General features: G+C 51.5%; 4 protein-coding genes. 3 read left to right on the top strand and 1 reads right to left on the bottom strand.

Annotated elements, in window-relative coordinates; genetic code table 11:
- Positions 1-817 precede the first annotated feature (817 nt).
- From FYZ48_RS08600 to FYZ48_RS08590, 3 genes are all read left to right on the top strand, one after another.
- Positions 818-18,283 carry a choice-of-anchor Q domain-containing protein gene (locus tag FYZ48_RS08600; protein WP_149339371.1) on the top strand — a complete coding sequence of 5,822 codons (17,466 nt, stop codon included), beginning with the start codon at positions 818-820 and terminating at the stop codon, positions 18,281-18,283.
- A gap of 226 nt (positions 18,284-18,509) precedes the next feature.
- The gene (locus tag FYZ48_RS08595) at positions 18,510-19,295 is read left to right on the top strand and encodes a hypothetical protein (RefSeq protein WP_149339369.1); all 786 of its coding nucleotides are present in this window, start codon (positions 18,510-18,512) and stop codon (positions 19,293-19,295) included.
- Between the two features lie 13 nt (positions 19,296-19,308).
- Positions 19,309-20,058 (top strand): endonuclease/exonuclease/phosphatase family protein, encoded by a 750-nt coding sequence (locus FYZ48_RS08590; protein WP_149339367.1) that lies wholly within the window; start codon positions 19,309-19,311, stop codon positions 20,056-20,058.
- 90 nt (positions 20,059-20,148) lie between these two features.
- Here FYZ48_RS08590 and FYZ48_RS08585 read toward each other — a convergent pair whose 3' ends face one another.
- Entirely contained in the window at positions 20,149-20,514 is a 366-nt protein-coding gene (locus FYZ48_RS08585) for a hypothetical protein (RefSeq protein ID WP_149339365.1), read from the bottom strand.
- Positions 20,515-21,016 lie beyond the last annotated feature (502 nt).

Here is a 21,016-nt window from a genome sequence, read left to right as displayed (position 1 = left end):
TCTCCATTTCAGTTCAGGCCTGATGGTTCTGAATCAGGCTGACTGAAAGATGCTAATTAAAAACTAACCGCTCCGACAAAACACGAAATTGTGATCTCAGAGTATTTTTTGTGCGTAAGTACAGCAGCAACCGGGGCTATGTAGACAACCCGTTGTCATAATTGATCGGCTCAGCATTGCCACGAAGACCATTAAAAACGGTATATCTTGAAAAAACAGTACGATTTTTCGCGAAGAAAGTTTCAAATGTATACTTTTGCCTGTCATCACAAACTTCCCCAATTGCCAGGCTGTCAAAAATCCCGTGGGGCTAAAACCTTTATATCAATCGGTTTGTGATAATAGAAAAAATTAAGAAATGGTGGCGAGACAAAGTGAATACTGGTTAGTTTTATTCAGGCCACTCGTCTCTATGGTGTAGATTCCAGGTCCTGGCAGCAGGCCAGTTGTGCCGTTTGTTTCAAATAAGCGGTCTTCAATCCTGCCTCAAACCCCGATTTTGGACGCTGTCATGATTGTTATAAGTGGAATCCACCAATTATATTTTACCTATTTTGTGCAAATTTCTTTGACATCGGTTCAGACTAGTTTTTAGCATCAAAGTCTGGATTTCTGTAATTACGTAAAAATAGTGAAAATTGTTGGCCTGGGAAGAAAACAGGCGGTTTTTGCAGAAGTCTGAGTCAAAGAAGTAGCTACCAAACATTACAAAACAGACTGGCATAAAGGTCGTACTGAAATCGAGTGAATAAAGAAGCATTCTTACACCATTCACAGTACAATGCCTTGGTAAATTAGAGTTTATGGGAGACAGCAGATGTTACTGACATCTTGGGTTGAGTCGATGCGAGTTGCTTTCGAAAAAAGCCGTAAGGCGACCTTAAATCCTCGTCGTCGACTTCAACTGAGAAGTGGTCCTTCAATGGCGCGTCAGCGGATTCAGCGTCGGGTTGCCATTGAGCAGTTGGAAGACCGGACCCTTCTGACCTCGTTGATCATCAATCAGATCACTCCGGGGTTGGGTGTGACTCTCAATAACTCGGTACTGGACCCAGATGCCGACGGTGTCTCCAACTACGACACGATCCTGTTCGAAGGTCTGAATATTGATGCTTCCACGGGGTCCGCGATCTCCATCGATCTGGACAACCTGACGTTCGCCGAACCGTTCCAGGTTCTGTTTGACAATGTGTCGATCAACGCGGATGCCGGAGTCGGGATCGATATCGAACTGTCCAACCTGCTGGCCGATACCATCGCCATCGACAGTTCGACGATCACCGCTGGATTTGGAAACGCATTCAACCTCGATCTGACCAACGTCATCCTCAACGAGTTCAACATTATCGACTCTGGTCTTTCCAGCCAGGCCGGTGCCGGGGTGACTGTGGGGATGAGTGCTTCGACCATCGAAGAGACTTCACTGCGTCGGTCGAACATCGACGGTGTCTCAATCGATGTGGCAGACGGGTCTGTTCTGCGGCACACCACCATGGCAGACAACACAATCGCCGGTACCTCCGGTAATGACGGTGTGAGCGTCAACATTGTGGATTCAGTTGCCGAAGAACTGCGGTTGACGAATAACAACAACATTCAGGGGGTCTACATCAATGTCGATGATACCGAAGACGGTGGTGCAGCACTCCTGACCGAACTGTACATCAAGACAAACCAGATCAGTGGTAATACTGCAGGTGACGGAGTTCGCCTGGACCTGAATAACGTCGATCAGTTTGTCTCTATTACCGGTAACACCATCTCATCCAACGCAGGGCACGGGATTGTATTCGATCAGACAGACGGTGACCTGACTGGTGATATTTCCGGAAACAGTATTTCCGCCAACACCGGACACGGGATCTTCTTCACTCCCTCCACCACCAACCCGGTACCAACCGGCGACGGAGCACCTGGTGTACCCGCCTATGACGGCATTCCGGGATCGACTGACAGAATCGACTTCTCTTCTGCACGGAACGAAGTTCAGCTGATTACCTTTGTCGGCGAACCATCAGGGGGAAGCTACACCATTTCCTATACCGGCGGAAATGGTGTGACTGAAACTACAGCTGGAATCCTCCACACAGCAACAGCAGCCCAGGTTAAAGCTGCTATGGTGGCTGCCTTCACCGACATCAAATTTGATGACATCCTGGTCAATGGTAACTTCCAGGATGGCTACGAAGTCGAATTCGTCAATGCGGTTGGTGGTCTGAACATCAATCCGCTGACCGTCGATACCACCGGTTTCACCAGTAACCCACCCGTGGTTACAGTGTCTCAGGATACACTTTCCAATGTAAACGAACTGCAGCACTTTGAAGTGACTGGCGTTCCTTCCTTCGGTTACTACCAGATCAACTTCCTTGGACAGCCGATTATCCTGCCATTCAGTGATGCTGATCCAGCCAGTCCTACCGCTGCCGCTAACATTGCTGCAGCATTGAATCTGGTTGCCAATAACCTCGGCTTTGCGGGAACTCCGGTCGACGTGGTCGTGAATGGTAATGGTTTCGATATCCAGTTCCTGGATACCGGTTCTCTGCATGATCTGAACATTCCTCAGATCACTGTTGATTCTTCCGGGTTACGGCTGTTTGTCAACGTGACGTTTGGTCCGACCGAGCTCAATCCGAATAAGCCCAGCACTCAGACAATCACCTTCAACGATGTTTTCGGTAATCCTCAGAATCCCACACCCGGAAGTACTTTCACCCTGACTCTGCAGGGAGAGACCACTGGAGACATAGTAGTTGACGCCGATCCGCTGGTGATGGCAGCCAACATTGACGCTGCACTGGAAGCACTGCCTTCCGCATCAAGCAGTACCGGTGCCCAGGGGACTTTCATTGTAACAGGCGATTTTGCCAGTGGCTTTGAAATTGCTTTCAACGAAATTCAGCACCTGGAATTGAATTTCCCCACGTCACCTACCTTCGGTTCGTTCGACCTGACATTCCTGGGGCAGCAGGTGAATCTGCCTTACACTTCAGCACAGCCAACAGCTGCAGCTGCAACAAGCATTCAGAACGCGTTGAACACGATCGCCAACAACCAGGGGTATGGAACAAATGCCGTTCAGGTTGTCGTGAGTGGTAGTGGCTTTGATGTCATCTTCCTGGATTCCGGATTGCTGGCAGATGTAGACATCCCACAGATTATTGTGGATGCGTCTGGACTGCGGTATGAAGTTGTAATCAGCCAGGTTGCTCAAGGGGGAGTCAGTAATAACGAGCAGCAGATCCTGCGAATTGAAGACGTGACCGGTTCATTTCCCTTTACGTTTGAAACGATTGGTCCGAATGCCGGTGTGTTTATTACGAATCCGCCTCTGGGAGCTGCCTTCACGCTTTCCTTCCTGGGTGAACTCACTGCACCGATCTCCTTTGACTCCGATCCATCCGTAACTGTAGCGAGCATCGATGCAGCTCTGGAAGGCTTGCCCTCAGCGACGACCGGTAACGACTTCACGGTAACCGGAAACTACAGCAGCGGGTTCTTAATCACCTTCACCGGAGACTTCGGTAATCTTGACGTTCCGCTGCTGATCGCGAATGTGTTTACACAAGACATTGAGCCTTCAACTCAGGTCGGTAATTTTGATCTCACCGCCCCATTTATCATCGCGGGTGATGTACTCTCTGGTCCTCTGGAACCGTTTGTGAACGTAACGCCTTCTACCGTGACTAACGGTTTTGGCGTGAACGAAATTCAGAATATTGCCTTCCCCAGTGTTCCCGGGGGCGGAACCATTGAACTTGACTTCGGTGCCAGCACCAATGGTCCGGTTGTGGTAGATTTTGATGCCACTGCAGCCGAAGTTCAGGCGGCCCTGGAAAGCCTGGATACCATTGGCGTCGGAAACGTTATTGTGACTGGTTCCGTATCCGCCAGCGGATTCTTCATCGAATTTACAGGTGACTTCCGTGCGAACCCTGCCGGTCCTCTGATTTCTGTTAATCCGACTGGATTGCTGCTGGTTGCTCCGACTGTGACGACCATTACCGAAGGGACTTCAGACAACGAGGTTCAGGAAGTATCGATCAGCGGTGCACCAACGGGTGGTACTTTTACCCTCACCTTTGACGGCGAGACAACTGGTTCCATTGCTTACAATGCGACCGCTGATGTGATTATCACAGCACTGGAAGCACTGGGGAATATCAACCCAGGTGATGTGATGGTCCGCGGCGATGCCTTGACTGGTTTTGAAATTGAATATGTTGGTGTCCTGGCGTCTGTCAATGTGCCACTGATTCTGGCTGATGGCAGCGGACTCACCGGCGGAACTTCACCTGCGATTACAACCAAAACGACTAATGTCGGTGGTTATCAACGCGGTATTCGAGGCAACTTGATTACAGGTAACTCGGGAGCCGGTATTGAAATCGATCTGGCGATGTACACATCCTTCTATGGTGATATCGTCGGAAATACAATCAGCTCCAATAATACCCAGGGTATTAACCTGACCGCTTCTGACTTTACGAGTCTGAAGAGTGTCGATTTCAGTCTGTCTGTTGACGGCAACACGATGGACGACAACCGTGGTGCAGCCATCGCGGTCAATATGGAAGACACTGCAACCGGTGATGTCAGCATCACCAACAACACAATTACCGGGACCCGCAATGATACGAATGTGACAACACCGTACGCTGGTGATGCCATCTATATCGACCTGTATGGTACCGACGTGAGCTTCGAAGCCTTCAATCAGTTGCGTGATCTGGTGATCGACGGCAACTACCTGGGTACCAATGCTGCCGGAACAGGGGGACTGGGTAACGCCGGTCATGGTATTGGCATTCACATCGAAGAATCGACGATTATCGATCGGACTCAGATTTCCAATAACGTCATCGCCAACAACTCTATCGATGGTATTAACTTCCACCGTGAAGATGATGCTCGCGTTGGCCGTGCTGTGATTGATCCGATCGTGGGTGAAGAACGGGCTGTGATGATTTACAGCAATACCATCAGCGGAAACAGTGATGGTATCGATATCCTGGCTCAAAACGGTAACCTGACAACAACCGATTTTGAGATCAAAGATAACGTGATCAACACCAACGCTCGGGACGGGATCAGCCTGCACGCCGAGGCGGATGCGACGATCTTTGCGGATATCATTAACAACCAGGTGACACTGAACGGTATTAACGGTATTGAATCGACCACTCGTACCACCAGCTACTTCGGAACAGACCGCCGCGATGTTTCCGGTACCTGGATCCAGAACACCATCAGCGAAAACGCTTCGCATGGTGTGCGTATTTCCGGTCGAATTGGTAACCGGAACATGTTGTTCATCGGTCTGGACGGGGTTGATCCTGTAACCGGCGCTGATCGCGGTAACATGATTGCGAACAACGGCAACGACGGTATTCAGATCGCGGCTCACTTCGACCGGATCGATGGTAATGTCAAGATTGCCAATAACTCGATTCTGTCAAACTCGACCGGCGGTATCGAAATCACCGGTGAAGGGCTGTCTTCCTCAATCGATGAGAACCTGATTGCCTTCAACGACGGTAAAGGGATTGATATCAATTCGAATAACCAGGTCGTCTTCATCCGAAATAATATCATTACCGAAAACACGGCCGACGGTCTGGAAGTTCTGAGTGCGAACGTCATCAACTTCAGTGAATTGAACTCCACCACCAGTGTGGGCATTGGTGGCGCCACGACCAGTGTTACCGCCATCGGTAACTTCATCGATAACAACGGCGGCCGTGGTGTTGACCTGCAGACAGAAGAAATGGCGAATTCCGACTTCATCTTTGGTGATGGAACGGAAACTGGGGCGAACCGTGTTGTTTCAAATGCCCTGGAAGGTTTCTATGTGATTACGACCGCTTCACGCGGACAGGATCAGGATGCTGCCAGTACCGCAACTTTGGACGCGACGGGCAGCGTAACCAACTCGCATGCAGACATGGTGCTGCAGATCGATCGCAACTACATTCAGGACAACGGTGTTAACAGTAACTTCACCACAACTGGTCTGGTACTGCGAATCGGTACCATGGCATCCAGCACCAGCTACACCAGCCAGACACCCGGCTCAACTGCCAGTGTCGGGGCGGAAGGTAGCAGCGATTTTGGTAACGGTCGTTCGAATGTCTCGGTCACCAGCAACGAATTTGAAGGTAACTTTGGTGAAGATTTCTACGTTGAATCATTCACCTCGACAGTCGATCCTCCAACGACCGTCGATAACTGGGATATCAACGCCAACCCGGCTTTCCGTGTTCTGAGCTCCTACCGTCGTGACCCTCTGGCTCGTTTGAACCTGGTGTTCGAAGACAATACCGGTAATGGTCTGAATGTTGTTAATGACGGTGCTTATTACGACAATGCGGAATCGGTGTTCAAGTCGCGTCTTCGTAACGGAACGCCGGCTCCTAACCCGGATGGTCCTTTTACTTCCGCAACCCGCCGGCGTAATGCACAGCGAGTTGCATCACGTACAAATCTTGCCCCATTCAGTGCTCCCAACGAAGCACCAACGGCAGTCGGAAATGTCGCTGATGCTTATGTTTCGACACCCGGTGGTCCAATCCAGGTGACAACTGCGTTACCTCACGGTCTGACCAGTGGTGCGACCGTCGAAATTACCGATGCGATCACTTTTGAAGCTGGTGTGGGTTATACGTTCCTCAACCCCTTGAACGGCGTGTTTGTGATCGATGTGATCGACTCGTTGAACTTCACATTGAGAAGCACTGAAGGCGCTGAGTTAGGGGCGATCCTGAGCGGTGGTACCTGGTCAAATAACAATACCGGCGCATTCCTTTACGATGGTATGGGCGTCAGCACATTCCGCATCGCCCAGGGCTATGATGGAGTAGGTAACGGCTTCCAGCAGGGGGATGATTTTACATTCCAGGCACTCTACCCTGGAGCAAACATCTTTGGCGAACTGAGCTTTGGCTGGGACAGCTGGACTCCTGATGATGATACCTTCCTGGCTCCTGTTACCAGTACCTTCCTGACGGCAGATATCTCTGTCGCAGTACCAGATCCGACCACCGGTGCAATCACCGATCCTTTGACGATCTCGTTTACAGAAGATGTCAATGGCGTCGATATTTCTGACTTTGTGCTGTTACGAGATAACATCGCTGTCGCTTTGAATGCGGGTATGCTCACTCAGATCAATGCCCGTACTTTTGAACTGGACCTCAGCTCGGTTACCGGACTTGAAGGCGAATATCAGTTACGGCTGGTTAATAATGGTTCCATTTCCGACGCGAAATACATCAGTCCGTTCTCGCCTCTGTTTGGTTCATCGCCCACCAACTTCCTCGAGTTTGGTGATATAGAGCGATTTACCGTTGATACCACCGCTCCAACGGCTGACATCGTCGATGTTTCGCCTGATCCACGGAGTGAAGCGGCTGGTGAAGTTGTGATCAACTTCTCCGAGGATGTGCAGGGAGTTGATCTCAGCGATTTCACAGTCACCATCGACGGGGGAACGCCGATTAACCTGGCTTCTACTCCCGCGACACTGACTCAGGTTACAGGCAGTCAGTTCATTCTGGATATCAGCAAAGTGACCAGCCTGTCTGGTGATTACGAGCTGACGTTGAACGCTGCAGGATCTTCGATTACCGACATGGCTGGCAACGCCCTGGCTGCTGATGCAGTGGATATGTGGGTGAACGATACGCTGTCTCCGATCGCTCAGTTTGTGAACGTCGCTGATCCGGTTCCTTCCGGACCTGCTCCTGGCTTTACTGTCACTCTGAATTTCTCAGAAGATGTAACTGGACTGGCCTTGTCTGATTTCACTCTGACTGATCCCGCTGGCAATGTAATCGATCTCTCGACCACTTCAGCGACTTTGGTTCCCGTGACCGCTTCACAGTACAATATCGTGCTGGGATCGCTGGCTGATGACAACGGTATCTACACCCTGACGTATCACTCTGAAGGTTCTGCCGTTCAGGATATCGCCGGTAATGAAGCTTCCGGGCCTGCTTCCGAGACCTGGCAGAAAGGTGTCGAAGTCATCGCTCCGACGGCTGGTATCCAGGACATTACTCCGGATCCACGTCCTTCCGGTTCCGCTGTAGGCGTCGTGACAATTAACTTCTCAGAAGATGTGACCGGCGTCGATATCACCGACTTTGAACTGTTGCTCGACGATGGCAGCGGTCAGGTACCGATTTCATTAGCATCTCTGTCTGTGTCACAGGTTAACGATTCGACTTACCAGATCGATTTAAGTACCGTGACGACACAAGATGGGGACTACGTTCTAAATCTGCTGGCTGACGGTACAATTGAGGACTTTGCTGGAAATAAATTTACCGCTGTTACTTCCGACAGCTGGCGTACCGGCGGTATTGGCCCGGTAGCAACCATCGAAGATCTCCCACCGATTCTGGTTACCAATGCCGGGGTGGTGACAGTCACCTTCGATGAAGCGGTTACGGGTGTCGATATTTCCGATTTCAGCCTGAAACTGGATGGACAGGACGTCTCGCTGGCCGGTCTGACTGTCACTCCAGTGAGCGGCAGCCAGTACCAGATTGACCTCAGCTCTGTGACTGGGATTTACGGTAATTATACACTGACCCTGGTTGCTGAAGGTTCCAATATCCGCAGCTTCACCACACTCGATCCCATGCTGGATGACGCATCGGAATCCTGGATTGCCAGTGATACCATCGACCTGACAAGTGGAACCCCTGTCTTCACCGACGGTGTTGATTCCCTCGCTGGCGACGGGATCGTCGGTGATGGGACCACAGGTACCCAGACACTGCGTGCAGCAATTCAGGAAGCGAATGCCCTGGCTGGTTCAAACGTCATCGAACTGGCAGCTGGTACTTATGTACTGAGCATCGCCGGCTTCGACGAAGATCTGTCAGCGACCGGCGACCTCGATATCCGGGACAACCTGACCATTCGCGGTCAGGGAGTCGGAGTCACCGTGATCGATGCAGGAGCCCTGGATCGTATCTTCCAGGTATTCGCCGGCGTTACGCTGAACCTCGAAAATCTGACAATCACGAACGGTGCATTGACCGGTAGTGCAGACGGTGCTGGTATCCGCAACAGTGGTACTACAACTCTGTCAAATGTTGAAGTAACCGGAAACGTCTCTGAAGACAGTGCCGGTGGTATCAACAATACCGGGGTGATGATCATCGTCGACAGTACGATTTCCAATAACAGTGCCGGCGGTAGCGGTGGTGGTATCCGCAATACCGGTTCACTGCAGATTTCTCGCAGTACTCTGTATGGAAACACCACAGAACGTGATGGTGGTGCCCTCTTCAATGCGGCAGCCGGTGATGTAGAGCTCTCTAACAGCACATTCTCAGGCAACCAGGCAGACCGCAGCGGTGGTGCGATTCGTAACACTGCCACTCTGAGTGCCGTGAACAACACGATGACTCAGAACGATGCGGGAACCTTCGGTGGTGCGATCTCTAATTCCGGAACGACAATTCTGCAGAACGATCTGATTCTGGACAACACTGCTGCCAGTGATGCCGACCTGCAGGGGGCCTTTAACAGCCTGGGTGGAAACCTGGTCGGTGTGGTCGGAACTGCGACCGGACTGGGAGCCTTGGACATCCAGGGTGTCATTGATCCGACGGTCGTGCTGGATTCCAATCTGGCCGATAACGGCGGACCGACTCTGACACACGCCCTGTTGCTGGGAAGTGTCGCCATCAATGCAGGTATCAACACAGATATCGATGCCCTGGAACAGCGTGGTTCACAGCGGGTGCTGGGATCAGCCGTAGACATCGGAGCTGTTGAATTCGGAACCTTCTTCGTCAACAGTGACCTGGATACCGTCGATGCCAACCTTGGTGATGGTATTGCCGCGGATGCAGACGGGAATATCACCCTGCGTGCCGCGATCATGGAAGCCAACGCTCTGGCAGGTGATTCACTGATCATTCTGGGATCCGGAACCTATGCTCTGACGCTGACAGGTGCTGGTGAAAACAATGCCTTCACAGGTGACCTGGACGTTACCGATACCAGTGGTACACTGACCATCCTGGGAGCTGGCAGCGGACAGACAATTATCGATGCTACCGGGCTGGACGATCGTGTCTTCGATGTCTTCACCGGTGCCGATCTGACATTGCAGGGATTGACAGTAACCGGCGGTAATGCTGTCGGAACCAGCGGTGGTGGTATTCGCAACATTGGTACGCTCTCGCTCGTGAATACTTCTGTCGAAGGTAACACTGCTGAACTCAACGGTGGTGGTATCCTGAACGGAGAACTGGGTCAGCAGGGGACTTTGAATCTCTCCAACAGTCAGGTCTCGGGTAACAGCGCCGTTGACGGTGGTGGTATCTACAACAACGACCAGTCACAGGTCACGATTGTCGATTCTGCAATAACTGGTAACACAGCCAGTGGCGATGGTGCCGGTCTTTATAATGACCTGCAGGCCACAATCGGTATTACCCGCAGTGACATCTCCGGTAACACGGCGACACTGGACGGTGGTGGTATCTATAACAACGACCTGGCCAGCCTGACGATTGTCGACAGTAAGGTAAACAGCAACACCGCGAATCAGGGTGGTGGTATCTTCAATGAAGAAGCAGCATCGCTGACTATCTCCCGGACAACTGTTTCCGGAAACACGACCACTCTGGGTGGTGGCGGTATCTACAACGACGGTGGTATCGCAACACTGACGGATGTCTCAATCCTGACGAACACCGCTCACCTTGACGGGGGTGGTCTGTACAATGCGACCGCTGGTGAAGTGACAATTACAGATGGTTTCTTCGATGATAACTCAGCTGATCGTGATGGTGGTGCGATTGCCAACTTTGGTGTCTCCCTGATCCTGAGCGGTACAACCGTTCGTGACAGTGAAGCCCAGCAGTTTGGTGGTGGTCTCTATAACGATCAGGAAGAAGGAACGGTTTCGATCAGCGAGAGCTCCTTCATCAACAACGTCGCCGTTTCCGGTGCTGGTATCTACAACCAGGAACTGGGGGTCATCAATCTGGACCTGTCAGATGTCCTGCAGAACACTGCCAGCAGCGACGGTGGTGGTATCTATAATACCTCCAGTGCCATTATTAACGTTCAACGGACAACTGTTGACGGAAACCGTGCTCTGAACGGGGCCGGTATCTTTAACGATGATGTTGCCCAACTGAATCTGTTCGACAGCACCATTTCCAACAACATTGCTGTCGGTGATGGCGGTGGTCTGTATAACAACTCTTTCGAAGCGTCCAGCGTCGTGAATGCCACGATTTCGGGCAACGAAGCTGGTAACAATGGTGGCGGTATCTTCAACAGTGATGAAGGTAGTATCGAAGTCACCAACGCGACGATCTTCAATAACTCCTCGATCGCCGGTGGTGGTATCTTTAATGCCCTCGATGGTTATGTGACTGTGGCTAATACCATCGTTGCCGGTAATTCGACAACTTCACCCGGTCCGGATGTGACCGGCGACTTTGATTCACGCGGTAACAACCTGATCGGTGTCGGCGGTATTTCAACCGGCTTCACCGATGGGGTTAACGGTGACATTGTGGGTACCTTTGCGACTCCGGTCAGCCCGGGACTGGGAGCACTGCAGGATAACGGTGGTGCCACCTTCACTCACGAGTTGCTCGGTGGAAGTCTGGCCCGCGATGCAGGTAATAACTTCTACGCTCCCACTGACGACCAGCGGGGCTTCGCCCGTCTGTTTGACGGGGACGGCAATGGTTCACTCATTGTGGATATCGGAGCTTTCGAGTCTGGTTACATCGTAACCGGCTTCGGAGACTCGGTAGATGCGAACCCCGGTGATGGCGTGAGCGTCGATGTCAACGGACAGAGTACTCTGCGGGCAGCCATTATTGAATCCAACTCTCGTGCTGGTGCTGACACGATTCTGTTGGGAACCGGAGTCTATACACTCTCGCTGTTCGGTCAGGGTGAAGGTAACGCCTACTGGGGTGACCTTGATATTACCGATGACCTGACCATCATCGGTGCTGGTTCGGGCAAAACTGTGATTGATGCAGATTACCTGGATCGAATCTTCGAGATTTTCGCAGGTGTTAACGTTTCGATTCGCGGGGTCACACTCGTGAATGGTGATGTCACACGCGTCGAAGACGGTGGTGCCATCCTCAACTTCGGTAATCTGACTCTGGAAGATGTAGAGATTAAGAACAGCCTCGCGAACCGCGGTGGTGCCCTGTTCAATAGCGGTACCGTGATCATGACGGACAGCTTCTTCCACAACAACACTGCAATCGCCGATGGTGGTGCCATCTTTAATAATGACCCCGGTGTCTTAAGCATTGCTCTGAGTGAGATTTCTTATAACGATGCTGAAAACGGTGGTGGTATCTACAACTCTACAGGGGGAACCCTGGAAGTCACCGATACGACGATCGACAGTAATACTGCAACGGTCGCCGGTGGTGGTGTCTTCGTTTCGGACCAGGCTGCGGTCGGGAATGGTGAAGGTGGTAACGTAACCAATGTTGTACCTGCTGTCTCCAATGAGTACGTGGCAGGAGACACAGACACTGACTACGATTATCCGGTTTACAATTCCGGGTACGACATCGACGTGCTGCCTAAGTACGATTACGGTGATTCCGAAATTGCTGTCTTGAGCGAAGCTCCTCCGTTCCCTGTCAGCGATACATTTAATCTGAGTTCGCTCCCAGGTGCCAACCACACGATTTACCTCGATTTCAATGGCCACACGACAACGGGCACACAGTGGAATACCGACTTCGGTACCGTTGTGACACCCGCATACGATACTGATGGCGATACCAGTACATTCAGCCTGGCTGAAATCGAAGTGATTCAGCGTACCTGGCTGCGGGTTGTCGAGGACTTCGCGCCGTTCAATGTCAATGTGACGACCGCGGAGCCACCTGTCAGCGACCTGATCCGAACTGATGCGTCAGACTCTCGCTGGGGTATCCGTGTGGTAATTGGTGCGAACACCTGGTACAGCAATGCCGGGGGCGTCGCCTATGTTGGTTCGTTCAACGACAACGTCGATACACCAACTTATGTATTCAATACTGGTCTAATCGGTGTTTCCGAAGCCGTCAGCCATGAAGTCGGACACACGCTGGGCTTATTCCACGACGGTACTTCAGTGCTCGAGTATTACGACGGTCATGGCAGTGGTACAACCGGCTGGGCTCCCATTATGGGCGTTGGTTACTACCAGAATCTGGTTCAGTGGAGCCAGGGTGAGTACACCGATGCTGACAACACTGAAGACGATCTGAGTATCATCACAACCCAGAACGGATTTGGTTACCGGGCCGATGATCATGCCAGCACAATTGGCTTTGCATCTACCATCACAGATGGTTCGGCTTCCGGTATCATTGAACGAAATACCGATGTGGACTACTTCGAGTTCTCAACCACGGGTGGCGATGTCACCATCGATCCATTCTTCGAGAGCCCGAACCTGGACATTCTTGCCGTCCTGTACGATTCCAGCGGAACTCAGATTGCAACGAGTAACCCCATTGGTGCTCTGAATGCATCCTTCTCCGGACTGGGAGCTGGTACTTACTACCTGTCCATCGAAGGTACAGGTGAAGGCGACGTCCTGGGAACTGGTTATTCCGATTACGGCAGCCTGGGGCAGTACACGATTTCTGTGACTGGCCAGACTCCGTCAGTGGCAGCCGGTAGCGTGTCGATTTCCAACAGCACGATTTCCAACAACTTTGCCGGAACCCGTGGTGGTGGTCTGCTGAACGAGGACACAATCGATCTGTCCAACGTGACAATTTCCGGGAACGAAGCCGGTAAAGAAGGTGGTGGTATTCACAACACTGGTGAGCTGACCATTAACAATACCACCATCTATAACAACACGACCGAAGGTTCAGGTGGTGGTATCTACTCTGTTGCTGCAACCGCTTCCGTCGAAGTCAAAAACACGATCATCGCCGGAAACGATTCGCTGGTGAGCGGAGACGACGTTGAAGGTTCCTTCACCTCTGAGGGACACAACCTGATTGGTACCCGCGGTACTGCAGTCGGCTTTATCAACGGATTCAACAATGATATTGTCGGTTCGAACGCACAACACATCGATCCGTTCCTGAGTCCGCTGCAGGACAATGGCGGCCCCACATTCACCCACGCTCTGCTGCCAGGAAGTCTAGCCATTGATGCGGGTGACAACACTGATGGAGTGACCATCGACCAGCGGGGGGCTCTGCGTCCGACAGACACAACCAGTGATATCGGTGCTTTCGAAATCGTCACTCCGACGATCAGCATCACTGATGTCAGCCAGGTTGAAACGAATGCCGGTACGACCGAGTTCGAATTTGTGGTCTCACTGTCGAATGCGAATGTAGACGAAGTGACTGTCGACTTCGAAACGTCCAACGGCACCGCAGTCGCCGGTATCGACTATGCCTTCACAACAGGTCGGGTAACCTTCTCTGCTGGAGAAACGACCCAGGTCGTCCGGGTACTTGTGAATGGTGATACACTCGTCGAAGATCACGAAACCTTCTTCGTCAATCTGTTCAATGCCCAGGGGGCAGCGATCGCCGATGACCAGGGACTTGGGACGATCCTGAACGATGAGGCTTCTATCTCCATCGACGATGTAACGCTGGATGAAGGTCCGGTTGGAACGACCACCAACTTCAACTTCACCGTTTCGCTGTCGACGCCTGTAGCGGGTGTAGTAACGGTCGATCTGGAAACGGCTGATCTGACAGCGACACTCGCCGATTCGGACTATGTCCAGCTTCTGCCACAGACGATCACTTTCAATCCGGGAGAAACTGAAAAGACAATTACGGTTGTCGTAAATGGTGACACCGCGATTGAAGCAGATGAAACCTTCAGTGTGAATCTGTCGAATGCCAGCAGTAATGCTACCATCGCTGATGCGACCGGTATCGGGACCATCGAAAATGATGACTTTGCCCTGCTGTCAATCAGTGACGTCACCCTGACGGAAGACTACGACGGAGGACCAACGACCACATTCACATTTACTGTGACGGTATCGCAGGCGACCAGTGCCGATGTTACTTTTGACATCACAACTGTCGATGGTACAGCTCTGGCTGGTAGTGACTATGTAGCCAATGCCATTAACGGCCTGGTGATTCCAGCTGGTATGACTGAAGTGACATTCGATGTTGTTGTGAATAACGATGCTCTGACCGAGCCCAATGAATACTTCACGGTTGAAATCGATGATACCTTTAATCCGCCGTTGAACGCGAATGTTCTGGATGGGGTTGGTGTTGGTACTATCGTAGACAACGGGATCGTAGTCGACACGACAGACGATATCGTCGATCCTGGTGATGGTCTGACCTCACTGCGTGAAGCCATCAACGCCGCGAATGCCTCACCAGGTGTGGATAACATTATCCTCCTGCCGGGAATTTACGATATCTCAATCGCAGGAGCCGGTGAAAACAATAATGCCACCGGTGACTTCGATATATCTGAGTCAGTGAATATCTTCGGTCAGGGATCGGGTACCACAATCATTGATGCCCATCAGCTGGATCGCATCTTCGAAACTTCGGGTGGTGTCACTCTGAACCTGTCCAATATGGAACTGCGAAACGGTGATGCCGATGATGGTGGTGCACTCCTGGCTCAGGGGCCAACCACACTGAATCAGATCATCTTCCGTGACAACAACTCGGACTTCCTGGGTGGTGCAATCGTGAGTGCCTCCAGCCTGGATATCTCCGATGCCTTGTTCATCAACAACCATGCTGGATTCCAGGGTGGTGCGATCTATCAGTATACGAATACGGCAACTGTGTCTCGCACAACCTTCGAAGCTAACACATCTGATGCTCGTGCGGGGGCTGTCTATGTTGCCTCGGGTGCCACATTCGATGTATCACAGTCTCTGTTCTACATGAACGAGTCCGGCAGTCGTGGTGGTGCGATCTTTAATGAAGGGACTGTTATTTCAACCAACACGACCTTCTCGGCCAACCATTCCGGTTCACGTGGTGGTGCGATCCTGAACGAGGGAACTCTGACAGTCGTTAACAACACGCTGACCGATAATACGGCTGACCAGACCGGCGGTGGTATTTCCAACAGTGCCGGCGGTTTTGTGACCCTGGTCAACACAATCGTCGCTGGTAACAGTGGAGCACAGGGGAATCCTGATCTGGGCGGTGTCTACGACTCTGCCACCAGCTTCAATAACCTGGTCGGCGACATTGGAGGAGCCACTGGACTGACCGATGCTGTGAATGGAAACATTATCGGTTCACTGCTCTCACCCGTTGATCCTAAGCTGGGAATCCTGCTGGATAATGGTGGTCCTACCCGGACTCACACACTGCTGTTCGGCAGTGCGGCGATTGACGCCGGTCGAAACAATGGTGCCCCACTGGTCGATCAGCGTGGCGAACCCCGTCCGGTCGATGGCGACAATGATTCTGTCGCGATTACCGACATCGGTGCCGTCGAACTGAAAGATCCACCAGCAGCTCCGCTGTTTGGTTCAGGTGGTGATTCAAGCGTCGTTGACGAACAGACCAACATTCAGATTTCGGTTGTCAAAGACCGGACTACGGTCTCCAGTAACGGACATACCTTTGCCCTGCCGGGCAATGCTGACTGGCTCGATGAATGGGATTCATTCTGGGTTGAGGTCTGGGTCGATACTGCCAGCGGTTTCGGAATTTCCGACGTGCTGACGAACATCGCTTATAACACTGCTTACTTCTCAGCAACTTCAGTCGAATTCGGTTCAAACTTCAACTTCAATCGGACTGTGATTATTGACGATGAAGCCGGCGTTGTTCGCAACCTGGGCGGTAGCACAAACCAGGCAAACGTTGGTGGTTCCGGTTACGCTCTGCTGGCTCGAATCAAGTTCGAGTCTCTGGCAGGTGACGAGGTTGAAGTAGATCCCACCGATCTGACACTGGAACCGCTCTCTCTGGGACTGGATATCCAGAACACCGAAATCAACATCTCTGGTGTTGGTGAAGCTGTTGTGACTGTCGGGGCTCTGCCTGAAACTGATCTGTATCCGGTGATCTATGATATCAACAACAGTGGTTCGATCGATTTCAAGGACCTGGTCTTCTTCACCTCTGCTTACAACCAGAGTGTGATCAACGCCTCTTCCAGCTTTGCTGCAGCGTTGGACTTCGATAAGAGTGGTCGGGTCGACTATCGTGACCTGACTTACCTCGCATCGAACTACAACAAGCGGAAGGGTGGAAACTCGGAAGTAATCTTCCCGACCAACTTCGGACAGAAGTGGATCGGAACCCAACTCGAAGTCAACAGTGGTGATGACACCATCGACGAAGTTGTGGAAGCAGCCGTAAATACCTGGGAAGCAGCACTGGGACTGGATGAGCCTCTGGAAGTTCAGATCATCGTTCAGGACTTCGGTACTGCTCAGCTGGGTTCTGGCCAGACAACTGAATACAACGTTGACGGTGTTCCGGTTGCCGGTCGGGTGGTGATTGACAACGATGCCAACGGCTTAGGCTGGCACGTCGATGTTACCGATGCACCCACGGGTGGCAGCTACGACCTGTTTACCGTACTGCTGCACGAAATCGGTCACGTTCTCGGGTTCACCCGCTACTACAGCGGATTCAACAACCTGGTCAATGACGATGGAAACGGAAACCTGACCTTTGTCGGTTCTGACTTCACCGTCGAACTGGATCCAACAGGTCTGCACATCGAAGATCCTGCCGTTGGTGATGATCTGATGAATGACACGCTGGATCCGGGTGTCCGTAAGGCAATCTCTGATCTGGATGTCAAGATGCTGCTCGAATCGTATGCAAATGCATCCGGTGGTTCCGGCAGCGGATCTGCCAGCCCGATCTTCGGTACAAACGGAACACCGACTTCGGAACCTGTCGAACCGGTGCTGATTCAGAGTCCGGAAGCTGCTCAGACCTTCGCTGCGGAATCGACCGTCAGCCTGGCTGTACCAGTTGTGGTTGTACCGGTGAAAGAAGAGAGCACCGAAGAGAGTGGTCTTTCACAGACCGTCTCCTACGATGCGATTCAGCCTTCACTCTACGATCAGGACCTGCTGGTAGATCGGAAGACTCTGGACGGCAGTCTGGTTGAAGATCTGTATGAATCAGAATACTTTGAGAACGAATTCCAGGACATCGAGGATCGGGAACTGGTCTTCGCTCATGCTGACGATGATCTGGATCTGGTCGGTGATGCTCAACTGGACGAGAACATGATGGATGATGCCTTCACCAACTGGGAAGGTCCTCTGTTATAAAAAACAGTTTTCAATCATTCCTCAGGGAATGAAATGAAACTTTGAGATATGCCCCTTTGCAGCGGATGACTGTTGCGGAGGGGCATTTTTTATTTCTGGAGTAGTCCGCCGGCGCATCTTTCCTCCAGGGGGGCAGGGCGGTAAGATATGAAGTGTGAGTTCCCTGTACGCTGGTGCCGCGTTCGGGGTACTGTCAGCCCCATCCGCTTGAGAGGAGATGAAGATCTTGAATCGTACGAAACTGGTCATTGCAGGCTGCCTGCTGGGGTTGAGTCTCGCCTCAAGCGTTGTGAAACAGGTGCAGGCAGCAGAATGGGGGAACTTAACCGGGCAGTTCAAGTTTACCGGCGACCGACAGACACCTGCGAAACTCGATATCAACCGGGATCAGGAGATCTGTGGTAAATTCGACGAGCTGATTGTCGATCAGGGGCTGGTCACCGGGAAAGACGGAGGGCTGGCGAATGTATTTATCTACCTGCGGGAATCCCGTATGAAGGAAGCACAGATCCATTCATCCTACGACAAGCTGCCTGCGTCGGTCACCATTGAAAATAAAGGTTGCATTTTTCAGCCGCATGTGGCGGGGCTGTGGGTTAAACGCCAGAAGCTGCAGGCCGTCAATAAAGATCTGTGTGCGCACGGCTTTCAGGTGAAGGCTTATCGTAATATGAGTCTGAATCAACTCTTGCCCCCCGGAGAAAAACTCGACCATCAGTTTGAGCATGGTGAGAAGCTCCCGCTGCGGATGAGCTGCAGCATTCATCCCTGGCAGGAAGGCTGGCTGGTGGCTCTGGATCATCCTTATTTTGCGACTTCCGATGATTCGGGACGATTCCAGATTCAGAATCTGCCTGTGGGCGAATGGGAGTTCCAGCTCTGGCATGAAAAAGCAGGATATCTGGCCGCCCGGGATGATTGGAAACGGGGACGCTTCAAGCTTAAAATTAAACCCGGTACGACAGACCTGGGAGTGATCCCGGTTGCGCCCGCATTACTCACTGGCAAGTAAAATCAAATCAAACATGCGACTGTTGAGCTATAACATTCATAAAGGGATCGGCGGACGTGACCGTCGGTATCAACTGGAACGGGTGATCGGTGTTATCGAGCAGGAAAATCCGGATATCATCTGCCTGCACGAGGTCGACCGGAATGTGAAACGTTCCCGCTTCAATAACCAGCCGAAGATCTTTGCTGATTACTTCAATATGCCGGAATCGCTGTATCAGCTGAATGTCAAGCTGAAGACAGGGGGCTACGGCAATCTGATCCTTTCCCGCTGGTCGTTTCTGTCACAGCATCAGATTTCGCTGACCAATAAGTGGCGGAAAGCGCGCGGTGCCCAGATTGTGTTGATCGACTCTCCCGAGGGGCCCTTTCAACTGGTGAACTTCCACCTGGGGCTGGCTGAAAAAGAGCGTCACTGGCAGATCAATCATCTGCTGACGCATCGACTGTTTCGGGAAGGCAATGATCATCCTTCGCTGATCGTGGGAGACACGAACGACTGGCGGAATACCCTGGCGAACGGGAAGTTCTCTGAATTTGAATATCAGGAAGTGACGAGCCCGCCGTCCCGCTTTCGGTCGTTTCCTGCGTATATGCCTGTGGGGACGCTGGATAAAGCGTTTATTCGTGGTGAGATTGGTATAAAGCAGGCCAGGCTGGCACGGTCTCAGCTTTCACGCCAGGCTTCCGATCATCTGCCCCTGGTGATTGACTTCCATTTGAATGAGCATGCCAGCGAATGGATAAAAAAAGCAGGGCAATGACCATTGTCACTACCCTGCTTTGGATATTTTAACTTCAGTCGTCCCGACTCAATGTTGGAAAAACTGAGGTCAGCAACTCCTTGGAGTCAATTACTCTTTGACTTCTCCAACGGGAGGCAGTTCGTCTTTTTCGATGTAGTCACCAAAAGTTTTACCTTCGGTGGGGCTTGGCATCTTTTCAGCATCTTTCAGTGCTTTGACGATCTTTTCTTTGTCGGTTTCTTTCCGCTTTGACAGACCTTTACCAACGGCCTGACCGTAGGCACTCTTTTCTTTCTTGGTCTTGCCAGGGTGGCAGATGCCGCATTTTTTGTCGATCAGCATTTTGGAGTTGGGGTATGTGTCTGCCCAGATTTTCTTGAAGTTAGGACGAGCTTCAACCTGCTTTTCACCACAGATCAGAGTCAGTCCGGCGATCGCCAGGCCAAACATCAACGCTACTTTTACGTTCATCATTTTCCGCATAAAATTCCTCATATTCTTCTAAAAAGTAAGTGACAGTTAACTTAAGAAGCTCCCGACTTGAGCCAGCCAGAAACCTCGGTCAGTGGTTGCCCCGTATCACAAGAAGTTCGAGTTTTTCAAATCACAACAAATTGTGTAACTACATTAGAATACTCATTTTCCACGCTGTCAACGCACTCAAGTAAATCGAATCAAGAATGTCTCATTTGAAAAATTCTGATTTATCAATCTTTTTATCTCCGGCAAAAACGTTTTGATCCTGAATGAATCAGGTCTTCAGTGGGATACCGGGGATCAGGAGTGAGTAAGGTTGTAAGTCGTTTTAGGTGTTGATCTTAGTGAAGTAGTTGGTAGGATGGGTTGAACTTGGTTGGGATCTGTGTGTATGTCTTCTGCAGTTCCTTACGTCATTATAAGATTCAGCGTTGGGGATTTTAAAGAATTTTTTTCGAATAATTGTCCCGCCTGTTTCATTCCCCTGGCGGCGTTCATT

The sequence above is a fragment of the Gimesia chilikensis genome (genome assembly GCF_008329715.1).
GTDB lineage: Bacteria > Planctomycetota > Planctomycetia > Planctomycetales > Planctomycetaceae > Gimesia > Gimesia chilikensis.
This window is presented reverse-complemented; position numbering and strand designations above follow the sequence as displayed.

Bases quoted from the DNA above. Each gene is read 5' to 3' on its own strand.
- FYZ48_RS08600 (WP_149339371.1), top strand. From the start codon at position 818: ATGTTACTGACATCTTGGGTTGAGTCGATGCGAGTTGCTTTCGAAAAA.
- FYZ48_RS08585 (WP_149339365.1), bottom strand. From the start codon at position 20,514: ATGATGAACGTAAAAGTAGCGTTGATGTTTGGCCTGGCGATCGCCGGA.
- FYZ48_RS08590 (WP_149339367.1), top strand. From the start codon at position 19,309: ATGCGACTGTTGAGCTATAACATTCATAAAGGGATCGGCGGACGTGAC.